16 protein-coding genes and 1 CRISPR repeat array are annotated in these 22,543 nt (G+C 41.7%); of the genes, 1 reads left to right on the top strand and 15 read right to left on the bottom strand.

Features of this window, described 5'->3' with window-relative positions:
* Positions 1 to 393: 393 nt before the first annotated feature.
* The 7 genes from NXG62_RS12425 to NXG62_RS12395 all read right to left on the bottom strand — a co-directional run bounded on the left by NXG62_RS12425 (position 394) and on the right by NXG62_RS12395 (position 6,273).
* Positions 394 to 1,308, bottom strand: a complete 915-nt coding sequence (locus NXG62_RS12425) for a GGDEF domain-containing protein (RefSeq protein ID WP_427112743.1) — start codon at positions 1,306 to 1,308, stop codon at positions 394 to 396.
* 395 nt (positions 1,309 to 1,703) lie between these two features.
* Positions 1,704 to 2,324 (bottom strand): ERF family protein, encoded by a 621-nt coding sequence (locus NXG62_RS12420; protein WP_427112742.1) that lies wholly within the window; start codon positions 2,322 to 2,324, stop codon positions 1,704 to 1,706.
* 54 nt (positions 2,325 to 2,378) lie between these two features.
* Positions 2,379 to 3,101 carry a hypothetical protein gene (locus NXG62_RS12415; protein WP_427112741.1) on the bottom strand — a complete coding sequence of 241 codons (723 nt, stop codon included), beginning with the start codon at positions 3,099 to 3,101 and terminating at the stop codon, positions 2,379 to 2,381.
* Positions 3,102 to 3,276: 175 nt separating this feature from the next.
* Positions 3,277 to 4,164, bottom strand: a complete 888-nt coding sequence (locus NXG62_RS12410) for a hypothetical protein (RefSeq protein ID WP_427112740.1) — start codon at positions 4,162 to 4,164, stop codon at positions 3,277 to 3,279.
* A gap of 1 nt (position 4,165) precedes the next feature.
* Positions 4,166 to 4,432, bottom strand: a complete 267-nt coding sequence (locus NXG62_RS12405; protein WP_427112739.1) for a hypothetical protein — start codon at positions 4,430 to 4,432, stop codon at positions 4,166 to 4,168.
* Positions 4,404 to 5,036, bottom strand: coding sequence for a JAB domain-containing protein (locus NXG62_RS12400; protein ID WP_427112738.1), 633 nt, complete (start codon positions 5,034 to 5,036; stop codon positions 4,404 to 4,406). Before NXG62_RS12400 ends, NXG62_RS12405 begins: the two co-directional genes overlap by 29 nt.
* 118 nt (positions 5,037 to 5,154) lie before the next feature.
* A complete protein-coding gene (locus tag NXG62_RS12395; RefSeq protein ID WP_427112737.1) occupies positions 5,155 to 6,273 on the bottom strand; it encodes a DUF932 domain-containing protein in 1,119 nt (372 codons plus the stop codon).
* A gap of 298 nt (positions 6,274 to 6,571) precedes the next feature.
* Between NXG62_RS12395 and NXG62_RS12390 the strand changes: the two genes are divergently transcribed.
* Positions 6,572 to 6,697, top strand: a complete 126-nt coding sequence (locus NXG62_RS12390) for a hypothetical protein (RefSeq protein WP_427112736.1) — start codon at positions 6,572 to 6,574, stop codon at positions 6,695 to 6,697.
* Between the two features lies 1 nt (position 6,698).
* Positions 6,699 to 13,258: a CRISPR direct-repeat array (repeat unit 28 nt; unit sequence GAATCACCCCCGCTTGTGCGGGGACTAT).
* Between the two features lie 53 nt (positions 13,259 to 13,311).
* Here NXG62_RS12390 and cas2e read toward each other — a convergent pair.
* From cas2e to cas3, 8 genes are read right to left on the bottom strand one after another with little or no spacing between them, the layout of a single operon-like run.
* A complete protein-coding gene (gene cas2e / locus NXG62_RS12385; protein WP_427112735.1) occupies positions 13,312 to 14,247 on the bottom strand; it encodes a type I-E CRISPR-associated endoribonuclease Cas2e in 936 nt (311 codons plus the stop codon).
* Entirely contained in the window at positions 14,244 to 15,191 is a 948-nt protein-coding gene (cas1e, locus tag NXG62_RS12380) for a type I-E CRISPR-associated endonuclease Cas1e (protein ID WP_427112733.1), read from the bottom strand. Before cas1e ends, cas2e begins: the two co-directional genes overlap by 4 nt.
* Positions 15,192 to 15,205: 14 nt before the next feature.
* Positions 15,206 to 15,775: a type I-E CRISPR-associated protein Cas6/Cse3/CasE gene (gene cas6e / locus NXG62_RS12375; RefSeq protein WP_427112732.1), complete on the bottom strand. Its 570-nt coding sequence runs from the start codon at positions 15,773 to 15,775 to the stop codon at positions 15,206 to 15,208.
* Positions 15,776 to 15,786: 11 nt separating this feature from the next.
* The gene (gene cas5e, locus NXG62_RS12370) at positions 15,787 to 16,437 is read right to left on the bottom strand and encodes a type I-E CRISPR-associated protein Cas5/CasD (RefSeq protein ID WP_427112731.1); all 651 of its coding nucleotides are present in this window, start codon (positions 16,435 to 16,437) and stop codon (positions 15,787 to 15,789) included.
* Positions 16,437 to 17,642 carry a type I-E CRISPR-associated protein Cas7/Cse4/CasC gene (gene cas7e / locus NXG62_RS12365; RefSeq protein WP_427112730.1) on the bottom strand — a complete coding sequence of 402 codons (1,206 nt, stop codon included), beginning with the start codon at positions 17,640 to 17,642 and terminating at the stop codon, positions 16,437 to 16,439. Before cas7e ends, cas5e begins: the two co-directional genes overlap by 1 nt.
* Positions 17,635 to 18,225, bottom strand: a complete 591-nt coding sequence (gene casB, locus NXG62_RS12360; protein WP_427112729.1) for a type I-E CRISPR-associated protein Cse2/CasB — start codon at positions 18,223 to 18,225, stop codon at positions 17,635 to 17,637. The genes cas7e and casB overlap by 8 nt, the downstream gene beginning before the upstream one ends.
* 22 nt (positions 18,226 to 18,247) lie before the next feature.
* Positions 18,248 to 19,840 (bottom strand): type I-E CRISPR-associated protein Cse1/CasA, encoded by a 1,593-nt coding sequence (casA, locus tag NXG62_RS12355; RefSeq protein ID WP_427112728.1) that lies wholly within the window; start codon positions 19,838 to 19,840, stop codon positions 18,248 to 18,250.
* Positions 19,821 to 22,520, bottom strand: a complete 2,700-nt coding sequence (cas3, locus tag NXG62_RS12350; RefSeq protein WP_427112727.1) for a CRISPR-associated helicase Cas3' — start codon at positions 22,518 to 22,520, stop codon at positions 19,821 to 19,823. Before cas3 ends, casA begins: the two co-directional genes overlap by 20 nt.
* Positions 22,521 to 22,543 lie beyond the last annotated feature (23 nt).

Below are 22,543 nucleotides of genomic sequence, written 5' to 3'. Positions count from 1 at the left end.
CTATTTTTTCTACTTGCTACATAAAAAAACAGAAAGCGGGGCTGGCTGCCTTCTATTTTTTATCCTATACTGGAAAGAACCTGATACCCGCTTTATTTCTTATTTATATTATCTCATACTTTCAGCATGTCAGGTTCGCATATACCCGCTGGATATCCGCATACATACGCTGTTTTCAGTGTCGCGTTATCTTCTTTGTACCCTAAGGCTTTCTCAATATATGCCCTTTATTTGCATCCAAAATACCGCCCACACCATCCTATCAAGTCTTGCTTGATAGGATAAAAACAGAGTTCACGGGATTTCCCATGAACTCTGCTTCTATCCAGTTTCCGTATTTTTACTTTTAGTACCCGGGTACTCTTTACTAGTTCGTCCACCATCTACATAACACTACCTGTTCATTGCCGTACAGTTTCCTCCCCGTTTTTTGGCAAGGTACATCTGTTTATCTGCCATATCTATTATTTCTTCCATGGACATATTTCTCAGCGTCTTTTTCATGTTTATTGTATACACGCCAATAGATGCTGAAATGCCTGGATCCTTATCTTGTCGTAATTGAAAAATCTTGATCCGAATTCGTTCAGCAATCTGATACGCAGACGCTTCCTTCACGTTGTTCAAGCATACTATAAATTCGTCTCCGCCAAAGCGGCACGCCCAGTCCTCTTTTATCCGAATCGTATTACAGAATATTTTTGCTACATCCGCCAGTACCTGATCCCCTTCCATATGTCCGCAGTCATCATTAATCAATTTAAATTTATCTAAATCTATAAATAAAAGTGATACGGTTTGTTGATTGGCTGCTGCTTCCCGAATATCCCGGTCCAGCCGGGAGTACAGATACTTTTTATTATACAGCCCCGTTAATTTATCCTTAACGATTGTATCATTCATTTGCATAAAAAATTGTTGAAATAAAACCGTTTCCCTATACTCATCATCCTCAATTGTTAAAGCACTTGTCACATCTTTTACCAGTTCCAGTACACTTGGTTTTGCTTTATATAACAGCGGGATTACGGCAACCAGCCACAATTTATGGTGATATCGGACTAATTTATGTAATCCTTTCTCTTCCATATATGCTTTTTCCGCCATACAGCCATCTTGTTTACAAGGATGAGCCTGTTTTTTGGAACAGATACAGCATCCACTAAAGAGTTGTGATTCCTTGTTGCTGTAATCAACAAGTACTTCTTTAGAAAAAGGATGTACGATTCTAACAACAGTATATAATGAACTTAAAAAAGACACAGCTACAACGTCCTGTGTATCTTCAACTCTTTGATTATTCATCATAAAAATGATGTCATCTCCTATATCATTTTTTCTCAATCTATAATAATGCATTATATAATAAGGTAATTAATACATCATTTGCTACGTCACTCCTTTAGTATAAATTACAACAATCACTACTTTTGCAGTCTGGAATTTATTATACCACGATATATTCCGCCGTACAGTACCTCTTCTTTTTTATTTATTACCCCTACATAAATGCTATAAATAATATAGAATCCTCTTTTAAAAATAAAAAGGAGCAAAAGGCAGGACTGGCTGCTTTCTGCTCCTTTTTCACATGCGAGAAGGGTCGGATACCTGTGGTGGTTCTCTCCTATTATCTCATAATTTCATTGTATCGGGTGCGCCTGTATCTGCGGAATATCCGCATACATACGCTGTCTCCGATGTTACGCTATCCCTTTTGCACTTCGCTGACAGTCCATACACAAGGCTCTGCCATATTTATCCTTGGAAAACTGGAGTACCTTTTCCGTGATTACCGTACCGCAGACACTGCAAACAGGCTGTCGGGTAGATTGCCGGGTTCGGTTCGGTACCGACTGCATCTGATGATGAGGTGCTGTTTTTTCTTCTGGAGCGGTTGTTATTTCATCCGTATGGCAGTCGGCTTCCGGATCATCGCCGGTACTAATGGCAAAGCTCAGGAGATAGGCATACTTAATGGCGGCGGTCTGGGCTTTCATGACCGCCTTATCTCCGCCATCCTGCCCGCTGCCCAGTCCTGTGATCTGGATCGTTTCCCCGGATTCTATATCCGTTAACTGGATATCCATCCGTACGGTTGCCAGTTTTTCTACATTTCCCTTTGCCGTGGTAATATCATCCAACCGAAGTAATTCCGGTACCGCCGCAGATGCAATTCCATATTGGACGAACGCCGTATTTATTTTTTCCAGTACATCGGCACTGGTCGTATACGTATACCCATGGTATTTGTTTTCCCCTTTTTTCATAACATATCCGCAATCTTTCATAACGGCGATTAGTTTTTTTGCTAAGGCTTTCATATACATTCACTCTCCTTGTAACAAATAGAAGTTTACCTATCCTATTTTTTCTCATCACACAGCAGCATCACAGTTACGACAGCCTTCGCAGCCGTGATACTGTTTGTGTCCCTCATCATCGATATAGAGACAGGGGGATGGTCCCCAGCAGGTTTCATACACTTCATAGGCCGTACTGGAATGAGTAGGAGCTGTATAGTCTTCCTGCAATTTTCCGTCTTGATACCTCATCCATCCACAGTTCGTACCGATATCTTCATCGGCCCATAAATGCGTAATGGTACTTTCTGAAAACATCGCTGCCAACTTTTGGATAACAGGTATCGGTGCTGCCCATGCTGTCTGGAAGGATATGGTATGATCCGGCTCCGTCATCACCACATCCATAGCATTCCATTTGGTGCCCCAGTGTGCGATAGACCAGCCATACCAATCCGTATATCCATATTGCTGTTGATTCTGATACGCTTTTTTACCTAAATTCCGGTTGATCTGCTGCTGTTTTTCCATCCGGCGAAGATACGCCTTAATCGACTCATGCGTATGTCGTTCTTTTTCATAGCGGCTTCGTAGGCCGTCCGGAAGTATTTCTTCCTGCAGGTATATTTCCGCATAAAAAGATAGTTCCATTACACTACTGGATTCGATTTGCAGGGACTGTGGCATCGGAATAATCCGGTTGAAATCCAATAGGCTGGCCTTCCCTTTCATGGCTTCCCATAGTTGTCCGATATGGGGACCGGTAATCGTCATCTTGTTTTGCACATAATTTGGCATACTATTATTCTTCCTTTCCTATTTGTTTTATGTACCTTTTTTAGCTATAGCATAAAGGCTGTCCCACCTGTCCACGTTGTCCGCAAGATAAAAATAACCTATATACAATATCCATATAGGATTATATTTTTAGGACAGTGTGGACAAAACGGACAGATACTATTTTAATAGGTCATTACCCGGCTTTTCTAAACTGTTGCAGCTTTCTGCCGTAGGGACAATATTCTCTGCCATTGCAGTAATCCAAGCATTTCCGATTCTGCCATCGTTCCCGGGAGGAGCATATCGGAGGTAGGATATGGGTATCTTTTGCTTGCTGCAGCAGTGCTGCTTTTTGGCTGAAATATCGGTTGATCCATCGGTTGCTGATTTTATAAATGGGAATGATATACAAAGATTGGTCAATTCCCCGTTCGGCAGCAATACGCAGCCCGCTGTCCCGGCAAAGTGCCTGGATATACATCCGGTGTACCGGAAATCCTGCCTGTTCCAAGAGCATCCGGTAGTAGTTGAGCTGTACGGCCCAGTCCCATACGTGTCGTACGCCGTCATGACAGAGAATTGTTTTGTATTTTAACTGTCCTTTTTTTAATCCGGTTTTATACACTTCACCGGTTGCTATTTTTTGTTTATAAATTCCCAATGCCTTCATCAGCTTATAGGAACTCGTGACTTTTAAATCACCTAAGACTCCTTCTTCCGTATCCAAAATCTTACCGTAGAGGTCAAATTGACCGCTGGTAATCTGGTCTTTCAATCGGATCTCGCTTAAGATTTCACCCTGCGTACAGCGTTCATGCATCGTATGAACGGCTTGTCCCTGCAGCGCATAGAGAATACGCTGGGGTGATACCACATAGGGCATGGTTTTCTTTAAATACGTTTCCCGCACCCCGGCAATCAGTTCCGTCACCGTTGGTTCTGCTATTGGACGGTTAACGGATTTGGCAATGGCACGGAGTGTTGGCAGAAACATGCAGCGTGTCTGTTTCGGACACGCTGTCAGGCATTGCAGAATCGGAATATGTTGTCCATCCGGGCAGATAAATTGTGTGGCTGGCATATTATTCACTTCCTTTCCGTACGGTTACGTGTTTCGTATCCGGCATCAAATGTTCGTCTGGAGGAGTATTCGGTACTGCCGGCAAGCTCAATTTCATTATCTTTCGTTCTTCATCCTGTACGGCAATATATACCTGCCGTGTTGTTTTTGTCTGAATCAAACCGATGGATACGCGTCCGACTTGCAGCACCATCCGTTCCGGCAGATTGGCTTCTATGATCAATTGCAACTGGTTCATCTTATTCATCATCTTCTTTCCATAACTCATTCATGGCTTTCCGAAAACTGTAGCAGTCATATTTTCCGATGATGATATGATCCAGCAGCTGGATATTCATCAGTGTTCCTGCTTCCAATAATCGTTTCGTCATCGCTGTATCCTGTGTACTCGGGGAAGAATCACCGGAGGGATGGTTATGGATCACAATCACTGCCGCTGCCATCTGCTGTACGGCCGCATGGAATACTTCTCGAGGCGTTGCCAGGGATGCATTGACTGTACCAATGGTAATCTGTTTCTTTCGTAAAATATGATTTTTGGCATCTAACAGCAAGGCCCAGAGTTCTTCCTGCTGCCGGTCCGCTAAAAACTGGAAACATTGGATCGCCTCAGACAAGCAGGTGATGCTGGCGATGGGTTTCGTCCGTTCTTCCTGCACTTTCGTGATGACTTCTTGGAGGCAGCGGATCCGTTTTGCGTTTCTCCGTCCGACACCGGGAACGGCTTGTAATTGTGCCTCCGACGTATGTAATAAAATGTGATATAAGCTTTGGTATTCCCGTAGTAGCTGATTAACACAACTCTTCGGTAAAAACGTGGCCAATAGTTCTTTTTCTGTCAACGGATGCCGTGTTGTATTGGTATGACGCATGTTGTTTCCTCCTAATTAAAAAAGCTCCGGATACCCGTAGTATCCAGAGATAGATGTAATGAAATGAATAAAATGATAGAAATATATGTTGTTATCGTATGGCTGTTCATAACACTGTTTATTTTACGACTGTCAGCCGTGGCAGATCCGGTGTCACATTCCGCATCGGTTTCGCTGGTTGCTGCCCGGCTGACAAGGTTTTCGGAGCCGGGTACGCTAATAATTCTCCACCGATCCGTTCTAATTCCGTAGCCCGTTCATAGGATTCGGATAACTGGCTGGCAGCGGTTACCGCATTGATCAATCCGTATCGGCTGCAGTCTTTGCCTAAGAACAACTGGCGTAATACGTCACCCCGTTCGTTCTGGTTGAGCTGGAAGCTATCTGCCAGTACTTCTACCGCTTCTACTGGATTATGGGTGAGTGGAATCTGTTTGGCTTCCTGCAATTTACGGACAGACAAATGGAATTTCGTCTCATCGACGGCACTGCGGACAATATCCTGTACTTTCATAAAGAAAGCTTTATCATCCTGTACCAGTGTTTCATCGGAATAGAGTTCATAGGCATCATTCGGCTGTTCATTGATTTGCCGTCCTACATGATATTTCTTTTGGGCGTAGTCTTTGACGATCAATCCATTCTTGCAGACTAAGCGGAATACCAACGGTTCCACCCGCAGACTACCCAGCCCGATTTCACTGTTGCTGATGACAAAGCCGGCCTGTACCACATCGCCTACGGCTACTTCTTCTTTCAGCTTCCGGTTAATGACCTTCAAATACAAATGGGCATCGGTCACGTCACAACTTGTAATCTCGGCCCCTTTCATGTTCTGAATCACCGGTAACACCGCACTGCATAATTCCAGATGGTCCAACCTGCGGTACCGGTCGGACAAAAATGCCCGGACGTTGTGATCCAGTACCCGGACCATGCGCCGTTCCGGACGCTGTCGGAACCAACCGTTCACACTTTCATCCAACAGCATGGGAAATTCCTGCTGCATCTTCTGATAGTACCGGTACGGGATCTGCAGCCGGGATGCAATCTGTTGATGGGCAATGGGTCCTACGGCATACTGCTTCTCCGTATTGCCAAGCAGTACCGCTAATTTTGATACGCCGTCTGTTGTCTCCAATTCCAAATTCCGGGTATCGGCCAAAAAATCCTTCCGGCTCTTTCGCTGCCGTGTCAGTTCGGCACCTATTTCTTGTAACGTGTGTCCTTGCTTCATGATGCGTTCCTCCTTATATACTCTATATGTGAACTATAAAAATAGATGGTACCATTCTAAGACAGCAAAAAGTCCGGACTACTAAGCGTCCGGACTGGCTGTTTTCTCTGTTACTATGTTCCTCTGCAGGGGATTGCGATGTCATTCGCAATACTGCTTAGTCACATATATAGTATATAAGTCAAAAAAGGGGAAATGACACAGAATAGCACTATCCGTTATTTGTTGTGATAAACTATAATTGTAATGTAAGTGGCTAATAGGATATAATCATCTTATTAAAAAAGAGGAAAATATCATGCCACAAAACTATGAAGCAGAATTCAAGAAGAAAATTGTTCGTCTCCATATTGAACAAGGGCAAACCTATAAAAGTATCACCGATAAATATCATATTCCAAAAGCCAGCATCTCCAAGTGGTAATAATCATCCCCCGCTTGTGCGGGGACTATAAAACGGGAGATGACAAACCATGAAGAAAAAAAAAATCACCCCCGCTTGTGCGGGGACTATGGTTATCTGATACACAAAAATTAGCTAGATTTAGAATCACCCCCGCTTGTGCGGGGACTATACCTCAAGCGACGATAACGGCCATTCTTCAATAGAATCACCCCCGCTTGTGCGGGGACTATGCCATTGCTCCGGTCGTGTTGTCTAAATATTTAGAATCACCCCCGCTTGTGCGGGGACTATTTGTTTATTTTTATCCACAATCCGAGGCGGAAAAGAATCACCCCCGCTTGTGCGGGGACTATAATGCGTTGATTGATAAGAAAATTAAATCTGTAGAATCACCCCCGCTTGTGCGGGGACTATTTATTGACTTGGATGCTTTTATTCGTAATTTTGGAATCACCCCCGCTTGTGCGGGGACTATGAAAATAGACAATTTATGCGCGGTTGATGAGTAGAATCACCCCCGCTTGTGCGGGGACTATAACACAGGCACAAGCAGCCGAAAAAATAGGTTAGAATCACCCCCGCTTGTGCGGGGACTATACATCTAGGTCCTGAATCACATGATAGTTACACGGAATCACCCCCGCTTGTGCGGGGACTATTTCCACAAAATCAGCTCATCATAGGATTGACGGGAATCACCCCCGCTTGTGCGGGGACTATGTTCAGACGTTAGGTATATAGGAGGTGAGATAAGAATCACCCCCGCTTGTGCGGGGACTATTTGATGATTTATGGACTAAAATTCATAATATAAGAATCACCCCCGCTTGTGCGGGGACTATCATGGTTAAACAATTCAATTAAGGAAACTGTTGGAATCACCCCCGCTTGTGCGGGGACTATTTAAAAATACAATTGTTCCAAACTTAAGAACAAGAATCACCCCCGCTTGTGCGGGGACTATGGCAATCTTCCACAAGAATGTTATCGTATGATCGAATCACCCCCGCTTGTGCGGGGACTATTATGTTACAAAACCAAATTGATGAGTTATTATGGAATCACCCCCGCTTGTGCGGGGACTATACATATAGGGGGTGATTATGGACACTGTAACTAGAATCACCCCCGCTTGTGCGGGGACTATACATATAGGGGGTGATTATGGACACTGTAACTAGAATCACCCCCGCTTGTGCGGGGACTATCATTCTCCCTGCAGTTGACTTTTTAACCGTGTAGAATCACCCCCGCTTGTGCGGGGACTATGGATATTGGAGTAACGGTCTATATGGAACAAAAGAATCACCCCCGCTTGTGCGGGGACTATTGGAATGCCATACAGTATTTTCCAACAACTTCAGAATCACCCCCGCTTGTGCGGGGACTATAGCTTACATCAATTGTAAGTGTACTACTATTTGGAATCACCCCCGCTTGTGCGGGGACTATTCCATCAATTGACAACAGACTTGATCACCATCAGAATCACCCCCGCTTGTGCGGGGACTATGTAAAATGATTGCGGCCGTTACTACCAATTGTGGAATCACCCCCGCTTGTGCGGGGACTATGTTTGAAGGATGCCCAGATGTCGCCCCAGCAAAGAATCACCCCCGCTTGTGCGGGGACTATTGGGTCGAATGGTTCAGCGGCGGCAACGATGAGGAATCACCCCCGCTTGTGCGGGGACTATCTTATTGTCAATTCCGTATGTGATATATTGCGAGAATCACCCCCGCTTGTGCGGGGACTATGTATCAAAGTGTCAATATGGGAATAATAAAAAAGAATCACCCCCGCTTGTGCGGGGACTATTTTTTCAGCTAGAAACATTTCAATTGTCTTCAGGAATCACCCCCGCTTGTGCGGGGACTATTAAAAAACAAATTAAGATACACAAGTATGCAGAGAATCACCCCCGCTTGTGCGGGGACTATTACATAATATAGGTTACCTATAGGTTAATTCAAGAATCACCCCCGCTTGTGCGGGGACTATTGCTTGCGTGGGTTATATTAGCAGCAATATTTAGAATCACCCCCGCTTGTGCGGGGACTATTATACCACCGTTGCCATTGTCGCACCATCCATAGAATCACCCCCGCTTGTGCGGGGACTATCCTTTGACATATTTCTGATGAAAATTGAAGCTGGAATCACCCCCGCTTGTGCGGGGACTATTATACCACCGTTGCCATTGTCGCACCATCCATAGAATCACCCCCGCTTGTGCGGGGACTATATTTTTATCAATCGTAAGCTTTCCATCCACACAGAATCACCCCCGCTTGTGCGGGGACTATATGCGGCTGTGTAATTTTCCTGGCATGTAGCAAGAATCACCCCCGCTTGTGCGGGGACTATGTTCACGAACCAAAGAAAAGGCTTGTCATGGCAGAATCACCCCCGCTTGTGCGGGGACTATAACAACAGGTGATAGTGTTGTTATTGCACGATAGAATCACCCCCGCTTGTGCGGGGACTATTGTACGCATTAGCGAATAAAACAGCAGGTGTGAGAATCACCCCCGCTTGTGCGGGGACTATAATAGACCTGTTACTTTCATATTCTCGATACTAGAATCACCCCCGCTTGTGCGGGGACTATGAATTAACAAACACTTCAACAAATGTTGGGTTAGAATCACCCCCGCTTGTGCGGGGACTATATATAGGGTTAAATATGTCGGCAAGAGTTGATAGAATCACCCCCGCTTGTGCGGGGACTATCGAAATACACCCACAATCTCCGTTACTTTCATAGAATCACCCCCGCTTGTGCGGGGACTATAAATAAACGCAGGAACAAAAAATGTAACATTTGGAATCACCCCCGCTTGTGCGGGGACTATAAAATCATATTCACTCATTTTCCGCCTCCCCGAGAATCACCCCCGCTTGTGCGGGGACTATCTTGTTCGAATTCTTCTGAATTGTTATTCGCAAGAATCACCCCCGCTTGTGCGGGGACTATACATGCTACACTACTGTTGCAGGAGGGTGTCAAGAATCACCCCCGCTTGTGCGGGGACTATATGGAGTGGTCAAATTGTTTAAATTGATTGGAAGAATCACCCCCGCTTGTGCGGGGACTATCACTTACGAAACTATACGACCATCCATGACTCAGAATCACCCCCGCTTGTGCGGGGACTATTACTTCATAAAATATAATACAAGCATTTGTACTAGAATCACCCCCGCTTGTGCGGGGACTATTAAACCTCAGGAAACTGTACAGCCGACGGAAATGGAATCACCCCCGCTTGTGCGGGGACTATATACTATCAGGTCGTTCAATGTTCTCTGGTAAAGAATCACCCCCGCTTGTGCGGGGACTATGTACGTACTCGTTGCGCTGCGCTCCGGCTTGTGGAATCACCCCCGCTTGTGCGGGGACTATAAGTAATCTATGAGGAGGACCAAGACTGACTTAGAATCACCCCCGCTTGTGCGGGGACTATAGTTGTCTACATGTTTTGTGAGCTCCATGGCTAGAATCACCCCCGCTTGTGCGGGGACTATGTTAATACCTGATATACAACGTGTGTTAGGGGGGAATCACCCCCGCTTGTGCGGGGACTATGCTTTTACCATTTGTAAAAGTCTTTTAGTTTGAGAATCACCCCCGCTTGTGCGGGGACTATATATCTACCGCCGTGAATATTGCAGGTTTTAAAGAATCACCCCCGCTTGTGCGGGGACTATAACGTCAGACCGAGCCAATGCTGTCGAAGTCACGAATCACCCCCGCTTGTGCGGGGACTATAATTGCGGCATCCCATGAACAGGTACGGAGTAGGAATCACCCCCGCTTGTGCGGGGACTATTTCAGCTGAAAAGACGTCGAAAGGTGTTGAAAGGAATCACCCCCGCTTGTGCGGGGACTATATTAGCAAAATGACGCATACCGCTGCGGTTAAAGAATCACCCCCGCTTGTGCGGGGACTATATCTAGAAGGAGATGATGAATTGCTACAAAAAAGAATCACCCCCGCTTGTGCGGGGACTATGAAGTGAAGATACCTTATTATATTCCCAATTAAGAATCACCCCCGCTTGTGCGGGGACTATGGTAACGTCAACAACAACAACGGTACGAACTCGGAATCACCCCCGCTTGTGCGGGGACTATGAAGGATTGGCAGAATTTGGTCGTCAATATCTAGAATCACCCCCGCTTGTGCGGGGACTATCTTTATCTGCGTTTTGTTGCTGTTGCATTACCAGAATCACCCCCGCTTGTGCGGGGACTATGATGGTAAATCTTGATACCATTGCTGTGAGTAAGAATCACCCCCGCTTGTGCGGGGACTATTCATCGTATGGATACCTTTTAGCGTACTTATAAGAATCACCCCCGCTTGTGCGGGGACTATAGATATGGGTCCAAGTACTGAAAACAAGATGAAGAATCACCCCCGCTTGTGCGGGGACTATGTAACTCGAATACCACATTCATGTCCACACACAGAATCACCCCCGCTTGTGCGGGGACTATCAATCATCAAAATGATTATAGGCTCCTACGTGGGAATCACCCCCGCTTGTGCGGGGACTATGAATATTTGTTTTAATGTAACTGGATATTTAAGGAATCACCCCCGCTTGTGCGGGGACTATTTCAAAAAGTATATGCTGAACAGCAGGAAGTTAGAATCACCCCCGCTTGTGCGGGGACTATGGCGCATTTGGTCCTAAGCAGTTAAGACGTCGGGAATCACCCCCGCTTGTGCGGGGACTATGACCATATCCGGCGTAATCGTTATTGTTTTCAGGAATCACCCCCGCTTGTGCGGGGACTATTTTCAGGACAACCTGCTAAAATACAAGGCATAAGAATCACCCCCGCTTGTGCGGGGACTATGTTGAATGGCGGCGGTAACGCGGGAAATAATAAGAATCACCCCCGCTTGTGCGGGGACTATGATCCAGATTTTAAATTGATGTTAGACAATTTAGAATCACCCCCGCTTGTGCGGGGACTATCATTTTCTGCCGAAGACGCCGAATAGTACTCCAGAATCACCCCCGCTTGTGCGGGGACTATTGATCCACGCCATTTACATCGATTTTTCGATATGAATCACCCCCGCTTGTGCGGGGACTATCCAAGACAAGAATGAAGGTATTGTTAAATGCTGGAATCACCCCCGCTTGTGCGGGGACTATTTTACCTCAGTTACTTGAAAAACACGCTGAGAGGAATCACCCCCGCTTGTGCGGGGACTATGAATACAAACCGGATATCTAGCTGTGGATATTGGAATCACCCCCGCTTGTGCGGGGACTATAAATATGGGAGCCAATGTGTGGAGAAGGACATAGAATCACCCCCGCTTGTGCGGGGACTATATTTTTATTCCTCCAAACCTAATAAGTAATTAAGAATCACCCCCGCTTGTGCGGGGACTATAATAAACTCAAATTATTTGCCTGCAGGGTTTAGGAATCACCCCCGCTTGTGCGGGGACTATTTAAATTACAGATTAACCTTAATAATTGAAAATGAATCACCCCCGCTTGTGCGGGGACTATAAAACTGAATAGTTGATAGTAGTTATTTTTCTAGAATCACCCCCGCTTGTGCGGGGACTATAAGTGTCCATAAACCTTCTTCCCATTCAATAGGGAATCACCCCCGCTTGTGCGGGGACTATCATGTTCCATTTTATAAAGTGTCATGGAAATTGGAATCACCCCCGCTTGTGCGGGGACTATTCATGCCCTCTTTGTAGTACATAAATAGCATTAGAATCACCCCCGCTTGTGCGGGGACTATCCTAAGGACATACACGCGTCCACCACAGTCACAGAATCACCCCCGCTTGTGCGGGGACTATTTCCGAATGAAAAACGCAAAGGGGAAATCCAGAGAATCACCCCCGCTTGTGCGGGGACTATAAGTTCCGTCTGTAAAGCATCAGGACTTGTTAGGAATCACCCCCGCTTGTGCGGGGACTATTAGAACCTGAACTGGTTGTGGTAGTTGTTTCTGGAATCACCCCCGCTTGTGCGGGGACTATATTTGTACATAAACATTTTTACCATCATAAGTAGAATCACCCCCGCTTGTGCGGGGACTATTTAATTGTTTACATTTAAAATCAGAAGAACCTGGAATCACCCCCGCTTGTGCGGGGACTATATTTTGATACTAAACGGGTTTTATTAGAAGATGGAATCACCCCCGCTTGTGCGGGGACTATCAAATTCTACATTTAACGCAAAATTTACAGCAGGAATCACCCCCGCTTGTGCGGGGACTATAGATGAAGGAAAGGTGATTATTAATGGCTGGTAGAATCACCCCCGCTTGTGCGGGGACTATGCCACAACCGTTTGCCCTTCTTTTGGCAATTCCTGAATCACCCCCGCTTGTGCGGGGACTATCTCCCACAGGAAGAGCCGAAATGATGCTAGGTAGAATCACCCCCGCTTGTGCGGGGACTATAATAAGATATCCTTTTTTACCTTGCCCTATCCAGAATCACCCCCGCTTGTGCGGGGACTATTTTTGGTAAAGATTTAAAATGCTATTTTGACAGGAATCACCCCCGCTTGTGCGGGGACTATAGCAAAAAATACTGATAAATACTCATTGCTCTTATTAATTTCTCATTTTTTTATTACTTCTTAGCAGATACAATAGTAATTTTCTTCAACGCTTCATAAAGTAAATATACATTTCGTGCATCACTTAACGCACGATGTTTTATTTTACTCTCAATATTAAGAAACTTAAGCAAGTTACCCAATTTATATGATACTAATTGCGGAAGCACAGCTTGAGCAATCATAAGCGTATCAAAATAAGTTGTCTGCAAATGCATTCTTTCTTTTTTCAGTGCCTTTTCCAAAAAGTTTTTATCAAAGTCAGCATGATGTGCTACTAACACATTATCACCAACAAAATCAATGAAATCATCTAATACATATGATAAATCTTCACCTTTAGTAACCAATTCCTTAGACTTAATTCCTGTCATTTCTTCAATTATTACCGGCAATGTCTGTCCAATATTTATCAATTTAGAAAATTCTGCTTGAATATGACCTTGGCATATTTTAACAGCTCCTATTTCTATAATACAATCTTTTTTGACAGAAAGACCCGTAGTTTCAAGATCAAAAGCCACATAATTATCTACCCAATAATCATCTGTTAATACTTCCAGTTGCTTCGTAGTCTCATTATCTTTATTTATTTTTACTTTGTATCTATGTTTATAACGCAAAGCTGCTACACCTTTTTTTAAGGTATCGGGGTCAATATCAGCAGCTATTTGTTCAAAATTAGGTCGTAACATTAGTTGCAAACCCTCATATTCCTCAATCTTCCATGTATTACCATGGGTCCTAAAGGTAAAACCTTGTTCATTGTTAGTGCTATAAGCCATCACTGCTCTTCCGGATTTTAAATTTTTTACAATACGCTCCCACAAAAGATCTCTTACCCGCGAACTAACTTTGCCCACATACACATTTGTATCAAGTTCAAATAACCACCGGGTTAAATCACCTCTTAAATTAAGTGGACATTGCGTCAAAGTTATAACAATCATTCTTGTTTTTTTCCTCCGACATTATTCTCATTTGTATATAACACACCACTGGGTACATTGTTTTGTTTATTATCCCATAAAGTTAACACATCAGCCTGAACCAAATTGTCATTTGACACATTTAATAAAGACTGAATATCACCTACTATTTGAACAATAAGTTTATTTGCTCTAAACTTATCACGTAACAACTTACGCATTTCACTGCCAATGTCCTCTACTTCCTGAGCAGCTAACTGGAAAGCATACGGTATAACATATTGAGACTTATATAAGTCCGCCATATCATAGACAAATGACCGTTCATGACCATTATGCACAAAGCCCAATCCTGGCGAACAGCCCATGGATAATATCACACTATGACATAAACCATACAAACAGACATTTCCTGCCGATAGGGCTTGATTAACTGGACTTCCATCATTAAAATTATCTACATCATAGTTTCTGCCATCCCAAGGCACCTTAAATTCTTTCGACAGTTTTCGATAAAGGGAACGCATACGTGCTCCCTCTTTTCCTCGTAATTCCTGTATAGTATAATTTCTGTCATCTACATAAGTAAATCGCATTTTATACATTGCTTTGACAACTGACGCCCTTTTATGAACATTAGAGGCCAATGTAGCTTGACGTATCAAAAGTTTCGAACTATGTGTTAGAGGAGAACCATAAGCATAAAATCGTACTCCTTCCTCACCTACCCACAGTATGGATACCCCTGCTTCTCCTAACAACTGTACTGCTCTATGGGTAATATTCGAACCTGGTCCAAGCATAACAACACTTAATACCGCTGCCGGTATATGAACTGTTCCCCGTATGTCTAAAACAGTAATTGCCCCATCTTGTCTATTTATTTTGCAATGTTCCAGATATACATAGGTAATTCTGTCCTTAATTACAGGGATTTCTTGCAGTGTAGCTTTATCTATACTCATGGCACCTCCTAATATTATGCAAGGGTTAAAAGTCCGCAACCATACGCTTTACCATGCCCTATACCTTGTATTAATGTATTTTTCAATTTATTAGTATCATTGATACGCAAACTTCCTTGATATGTAACCGTCTGTAAAGTAATCGTAGCATTACTTTTTTTAAATTTCAATTTATCAAATGATGCAATGGTCACACTAAGAAAAACAACCCCCATAGTTTTGCTACGGTTAGCCAGCCAATCTACCCAGTTATTTGCTCCTACCAAAGGTATCCTATTTTCTTTTATACATTTTACCGGATTTCCACATAATTTAAAGTACCATTGCTGTCCGTCAGCCAGCTTCCACAATAAGTTATTATAATCCTTTATTTCCCACTCTGCTTTAGAAAAAGGATAAGTAGGTTTGTCCTCACTTAAGCATAGCAAATACGTCTTCCCCTGTAATTGATCTATACGCCATCTTGCACTCTGCCTATTTCCGATAAAACACCTTTCCAATTCACCATGAATCCGTGATGGAGATGACATGATTCTTTGTATTATGCGATTATTAGTATATAATTCAACTCTAGATAAATACATTTTCTCACTCCTTATCCCCTTTCAAAAGCATCATGTTCTTCTGGATGGGTTGTTTTGTCCATATATTCTTTTTTATTCCGATATTGGTATTGTCTATATGTACGGTCAAAGGTAACCGGCAAATCACGGGACAATACAGCATTCTTATCATCAACACCAGCATCGACTATATATCGTTGAATCGCATCATTGTGCATAACTGGCTGATAACTTTTTAAGGCTTTTTCCACACTCAATTCAGATATCCCCACATATAATTCTGGTGTAACCGGACAGGATCTACGTCCACAATAGATAGGAAAGTATGGTTTACGAACAGCCTCCGCCAGTTTAAAAATAAAATTATCTTCCCCATTTATAGCTGTCAAAAACACAGCATCTGCAAGATAATAACTATATTTTAATGTATTATCTGCTGCTCTATCAGGATTTGTAACCATCTGAAAATCATAAAACACATGTCCTTCCCGTAATACCCGTACACCAAATTTGAGTTTTGCCAAATCCGTTATTGGCTCGCTGCGCCGTCTTCCTAAAGCCGCAGCAAGTACCCCTACCATACCACTTTTTGTTACTTCCCGTTCTGTTTCACGATAATCGAATTTAGTAGGCCCCCCCCAAGCTTGCAAGGGAGCATTAAACAACAATAATAATGTTTTCATTATAATTGCTCCTCAATAACCTGTTCCACATCAGTAAGTAAATCTCTTAATGTAGTCTTTTTCCCTAAATCTTTTAAGTCTGTATCCCCTACCACCCAACTATATTGAGGAGCAGATACAAAATTATCATAGACAGATTTGGCATACTGGTCAAAAGCCTGAACAGATTGAGTTTCATATCCTCCGTTCGCAATAACCGGTTTTTCAAAAGCACCAACTAAATTAACTGGTTGATCTTCCCGCAAAGTTACCATAACTGCAAAAGGCAACGTTCTATTAGCAAATGTATTCTGCTTACCAGTAGGCATAGATCGAATAAAAGCGTCCACAAAACACTCTGCCGCTTTAGCTACAGCATCTTTATTATCAGACAGTTGTTTATTCAGTTCATGTAATGCAATAGTAGCATACCGATACAAAGTAGAAGAATTAAATTCCACCGTACCAATCATGCCAGCACCTGCCGTTTCCCCCTGAGCCTCCTGAATATCGTCTACTGCAGTAAAATAATCAAATTCCGTACTAACTTTATGTGTAGAGATAGCATGGGCTACTTGACAGCTGGCATCTACATTCATCGTAGGATCATTCGCTACCATCCGGCCAAATAAAGCCATATCAATAGTTGGCGCAACATTAATAGCTTCTCGTAATTTCTTGGTCAAGTTTTTATTTGCCTTAGTTAATTCTTTTTTCGCTAATTCTAATTCTTCGGATTTTTTAGGTGCATTTTGAACATTGGCTTCAGCAATATGTAATTCACTTAAATCACATTGAGCCATCGCTTTGATTTGTGCCGGACTGATAAAGAATAACGCCTTAACATTATCCGTACTGTCCATCTCATTATCTTCTGTTTTTTCATCAGTTTCCTTTTTATTAATTATATTAGCAATTAATAAAAGCTTACGAGCCATTTTTTCAGCTTCTTCAGCTTCTTTTCCTTCTCCCATCAATTCCTTAGTCAATAATTCAACTAAATGCAAAGTTCTAATTCCTACTTTATCAGCGGGTAATTGTTCTACAAATTGTTTTCTCACCGCTCTTTTCCAAGCCTGTGAACTGACCCTGCCTCTCATTACTCCGCCATATACAGCAGTCTTGGGTGAATTTGTATCATCTCTGTTAATACAAGAAGGCGGTACTGTTTGCAAAACATGTATATCTAAGAATAATCGTTTTCCTTGATTAAAATTTTCAGTCATGATTTTCATCCTCCATTTTTTTTGCATATTTTTTGTAATAATCTTGTCCCCATCGCAAAGTAATCTTATCTTTACTATCCTCATATTGTAAAACATAAAGGTCTTTGGCCAGCAGAACATAATCTAAAGGTATAGCATGTGAACGCAACTGCCCCACTAAACTACGCAGATGAATAGCAATAGATTCTATGCTATCTGCGCTTACTAATGCCTGCATTCTCCGTGTTACTGCTTCACTACGCTTACCAATTCTACCTTCCGTAGCAAGCAACCGCACCGCATCACCAAAGCTGGCACCGAGCTTATGCATACTCCTTGTTTGCCCCTGCTGATGGTATGCATATAAAGTTAAGGTTAAATAAATAGCCCATTCTTCATAAGTTGGATTTCCTGTATGAGACAATAATTCGTCATCTAAACCTTCAAGCGTATATTCCCATAAATCTGGCAATGTACCTGGTTTTTTACCCAAGCCACGTCTTAACTTGGCTAAAGCAACTCTTGTAGCAGGATGTGTCAGCGTATGAGACCACTGTTCCACTCTTTGTGTTACAAAATTTGTCAACAGTTTTGTTTTTCCCATCAATGTTCTCTCCTTTCATGTATTATTTAAATTTAGCTAATTTATCTTGTTGTTTCGGTGTTCTATACAAAAAATCGTTATATGCTTCACTAACACTTAATACACTAATTTTACGTTTTTTTTCCTGTCTAGAAGTTACTAAACGTATATAGCGGGAACTATTCTCAAGACCAGCTATTTCTTTACCACACATTCTTATGATATGTTGTGCCTGTATATACCACTGGTTCATATCTTCATCAATATCGTCCTGCTCTGGATTAATATTAGCCAGCCAACGTCGAAATGGCACATCTAACCTTGCATAAGTTTGCTCGGATATATGCTGATTATTTAATCCTATATCACTCATAAATCTTCTTAATGCCCCTACCAACTGATCTGTAACAGCAACAATCTCAATAATTCGTTCCCCCCAGTTATCATAACGTTCTTGTAAAAGATTACCCGGATAGGACAGTGTATCAACCACACTGGTTAGTACAGACATATTCATATTACCATATTCTATGCCTACACACACTATTTTTACTATTCTAGTTCCTTGTAAATATCCTTCATTGACCAATTTCCTATACCATGCCAGAATACCAGGATTATGTCTGCCACTTATTTGTTGTTTTAAAGTAATCAGGCTGGCAAACCCTTGCCACAAACGTTTAGCAATAGAATATTTCATAGGGACTATTTCTTTTTTATTTTTAGGTCCCACTTCTTTCCATGTAGTAAATTGTTCTGCAAAACACAAATGCCTATTATTGTCTGCAAAATATTCCCCGGCATCTTTATCTACCGTCACATAACCTATTACGCAATGTTCCTTACACAGTAATTTCACACAGCGGGATTGTAACGTTAATAAAAGTTTGGGATTAGCTGGTAATGGTATTTTTACCTTATGATTGACAGGCTGCCTTTCCCAAATCGCTTCTCCCTTACCCCATATCCGTTCTGAACCATCTGGCACTAGAATCAAATTAAGAAGAAGTGTTTCAAACATATTATTTCCTTCTATCATGATAGAACCTATTTGTCCTAACCAACCCGTACCTGATCCGCCTTTATTAGAAGTATCATCCCAAGCTTGTAAGTTTAATAACCAACGAGCTGCTTCTGCCATAGATATGGATTCACAATTAGGCCGGTGATTAAATAAGCGTCTTTTATTATTGCTCTCTGCTATGTTACCAATTAGTTTATTCAGACCGACCTCTTTCACTTTGACATTTTCCCTGAATTCACTAACCTGATAAAAAGGATATCGGGGATGTACCAGCCAAAAACGCTCACTATATTTGTCTAAATACGTATGGATAGGCCCCACTTCAAATCGTTTGCATTCCCACAAACTATGCCACGTATCATAAATATCATCGATATCTTCTGCATCTGTCAATGGCTCACCATTCGCATTATTTCCTTCATACACGCAATGTAATACTGCCAACAAAAATCGTAGCATAGCCACATCCTGCGTAACGGCCTCGCCAGCTAATGCTCTGTATTCATGAGCATGCTCATATACGTTTTTAAGTGAAACCATATCTTCATTGCCATCTAACTTTAATACTTTAATCCAAGGTTCTGTTAACAGGTTAAATTCTTTGTCGTTCATATGTCAATCCTTCCTCCTTAGAATAAGATACGATATAATCGCCAAATTCAGCTTGTCCCTTTTCATCCACCAACATTACCAGCGCATATTTTAATACCGGCGAATTATTAAACAAATAACCACAACGAACTGTTGTTTCCTTAATACTTTCCAATACGGTATCATTTATAAGTATTAGTGGCAATCCCACCGCTTGGGAAGCAATTTGTTTATCCCGTTGCGCAGTTTGTTCTTCCGGTACTTGTTCCCCTTCAAAATAATATATATATTTATTTTTTTCTTGCAATAAGATAATTTCCTGACTTAAGGTACTATCACGAACACCAGTATCATCATTGCCTGAATCCGAATTTTTAGTAAAACCAATTAATGTTTTATTCAATTTATTCAGCTTTTTAGGTGACTCTATCATATATCCCCGAGATTTATTTTCCTTATTTTCAATTTTTTCCTGCCACAGTTTCCATAAACCTTCATTCTCTGCATTAAAATCTTGTGTTTCATATACTGCATCTATTAAGGAAGGGATATCGTCCGGCAACGTAACTTTTGGGCGTATATGCAGTAATTCATATGTACGTTCAAGTATATACTGATCATATACGTGCAAACTCCCCTTATCCTCGACTTTTCCTTGACTGTTTACCCCCATTATATAACACAATGGCTGCTGTTTATGCGTTGGTCTTATTACATCTGCATGTCTGAACAACCGCCCAATACGTTGAAAAAACAAATCAATAGGACAAATTTCGGTAATCAGCACATCGAAATCAATATCTAAGGATTGCTCCAATACCTGTGTACCAATAATAACCTTATGGACCTTGCCGTGATTCTTATTACTCTTGCCAATTTGTTTAATCAATGCAGATTCACGTTTACTTCTATCTGCTGCTAAAAATCGGGAATGAAACAATTCGACATTATCAGAACCAAATTTCTCTTTAGCCATCTTATATAACTGCTGTGCTTTGTTTACTGTGTTTACCACAATACCAATATAACCGCCCTCATAGTACAACTTTTCTACCAAATTCAGATTATCAGTTATTTCCCCTTCAACGAATTTAATATCAATATTCTTAACTCTTTCGTTCCTGACAGTTACATTATAAAAATTAACACGATCATTTAATATATCCGTATACGTAATAAGCGGATATGCTAATGATAAGATACTTTCTGTTAATTCTATATTACCTGCTCCTTTAGCATATTCTTCCGCTAATGTTTTTCTTAAACTTTTTGTCAATGTAGCTGATAAAAGAATAACCGGTATCTGATACGCTCCCAACCAACGTAATGTTGTTTTTAAATATTCGTCGGTATATGCATCATAAGCATGACATTCGTCTACTATAACTATCTTATTTAAGAATGCTAAATGTCTCAGGAATATATGTTTGCTTATGTGCGACATCATCAAAAGTTGATCTACAGTTCCTACCACAAAATCAGCCAATAATCCTTGTTTTCGTCCAGTAAACCAGTCATTTATTTCGGCACAAGACGACGTATGTTTCTTCAAGTTATCATCTTCATCATATATCATGCCATTTTTAGAACCTACGTGTGATAACGTAGTAAAATCATCATTTAACCAAGCATTACCATGTGCTAAATTAACAGAATGCCCAAAACCATCATTTAAATAATCTACCCACCCCTTCAAGCGAATAAACATACTGTTTGAAGTTGCCTGAGTAGGTAAAGCAAAATATACACCATCACAATTTGTTTTGTTGGCAAAATATTCTGCTGCCACTAATGCTGCTTCCGTTTTCCCCTGTCCCATTTCGGCTTCGATAATTAATAATCCAGGACTTTTTATTTCTTTTACAATACTCTCTACAGTTTGTTGCATCAAATTAGGAGTGAAACCAAATCTATCTTTATACAAATTATTTAAGTTTTTACTTTGCCAATGACCTGTTAACTTAAATTTATGCCAGCCACTAATAATTCTATACTCTTCATCAATATTATCAACACCTTGCTCCCAATCAATTAAGGGGAAAAATGTCTCATTACTAGCAATCCAATCCGCCATAATTAATAATCCACACAATACGACTTGTGCCGATTTAGAAATCAATGGTATTTCTGCTGTCAACCGATATCCTCCCAGCTCCAATGCTATTGTGCATAATTGTGCTTGTACCTTAGTCCATTGTACAATTTTTGCACCATAGTATTTGGGATAGGTATTTATCTCCTCACTTTTGGCATCATCTGTTGCAAGTCCATGGTGTGCTCCTATAATCGAGGCCACCCCTGCATTACAGCCAAAATTAGTTAGCAGTACTTCCCCCGCTCTGGCATGTTTAACTTCATTATACGCATTAGGATAGGTATTTATTAAGCCAATGTCTATCAGTCGTTCCCCCAAGTCTTGATTAGAAAACACAACATCTGTTCTAAATTGAAATCCAGGCGTAGCCTTACCCAAATCATGTGCAAGTCCTAAAAATCGTAAAAGTTTCGTTAAATTAACTTCACTAAGATTAGTTAATCTGCTTAGTTCATATTTTGCATGGCCTGATAACCATTTATCATACAGTAATTTCATTACCGCGGCTGTATCCTTAAGATGAATCACCAACGGAAGCCATTGATTATTACTTTTAATTTTTCCCCATAATGTATCCATTAATCTTGCATCGTTATAACAATCCATTGTCCATCACCTTAAATTAACTG

The sequence above is a fragment of the Megasphaera sueciensis genome, assembly GCF_050219315.1.
GTDB classification, from domain to species: domain Bacteria; phylum Bacillota; class Negativicutes; order Veillonellales; family Megasphaeraceae; genus Megasphaera_A; species Megasphaera_A sueciensis.
This window is presented reverse-complemented; position numbering and strand designations above follow the sequence as displayed.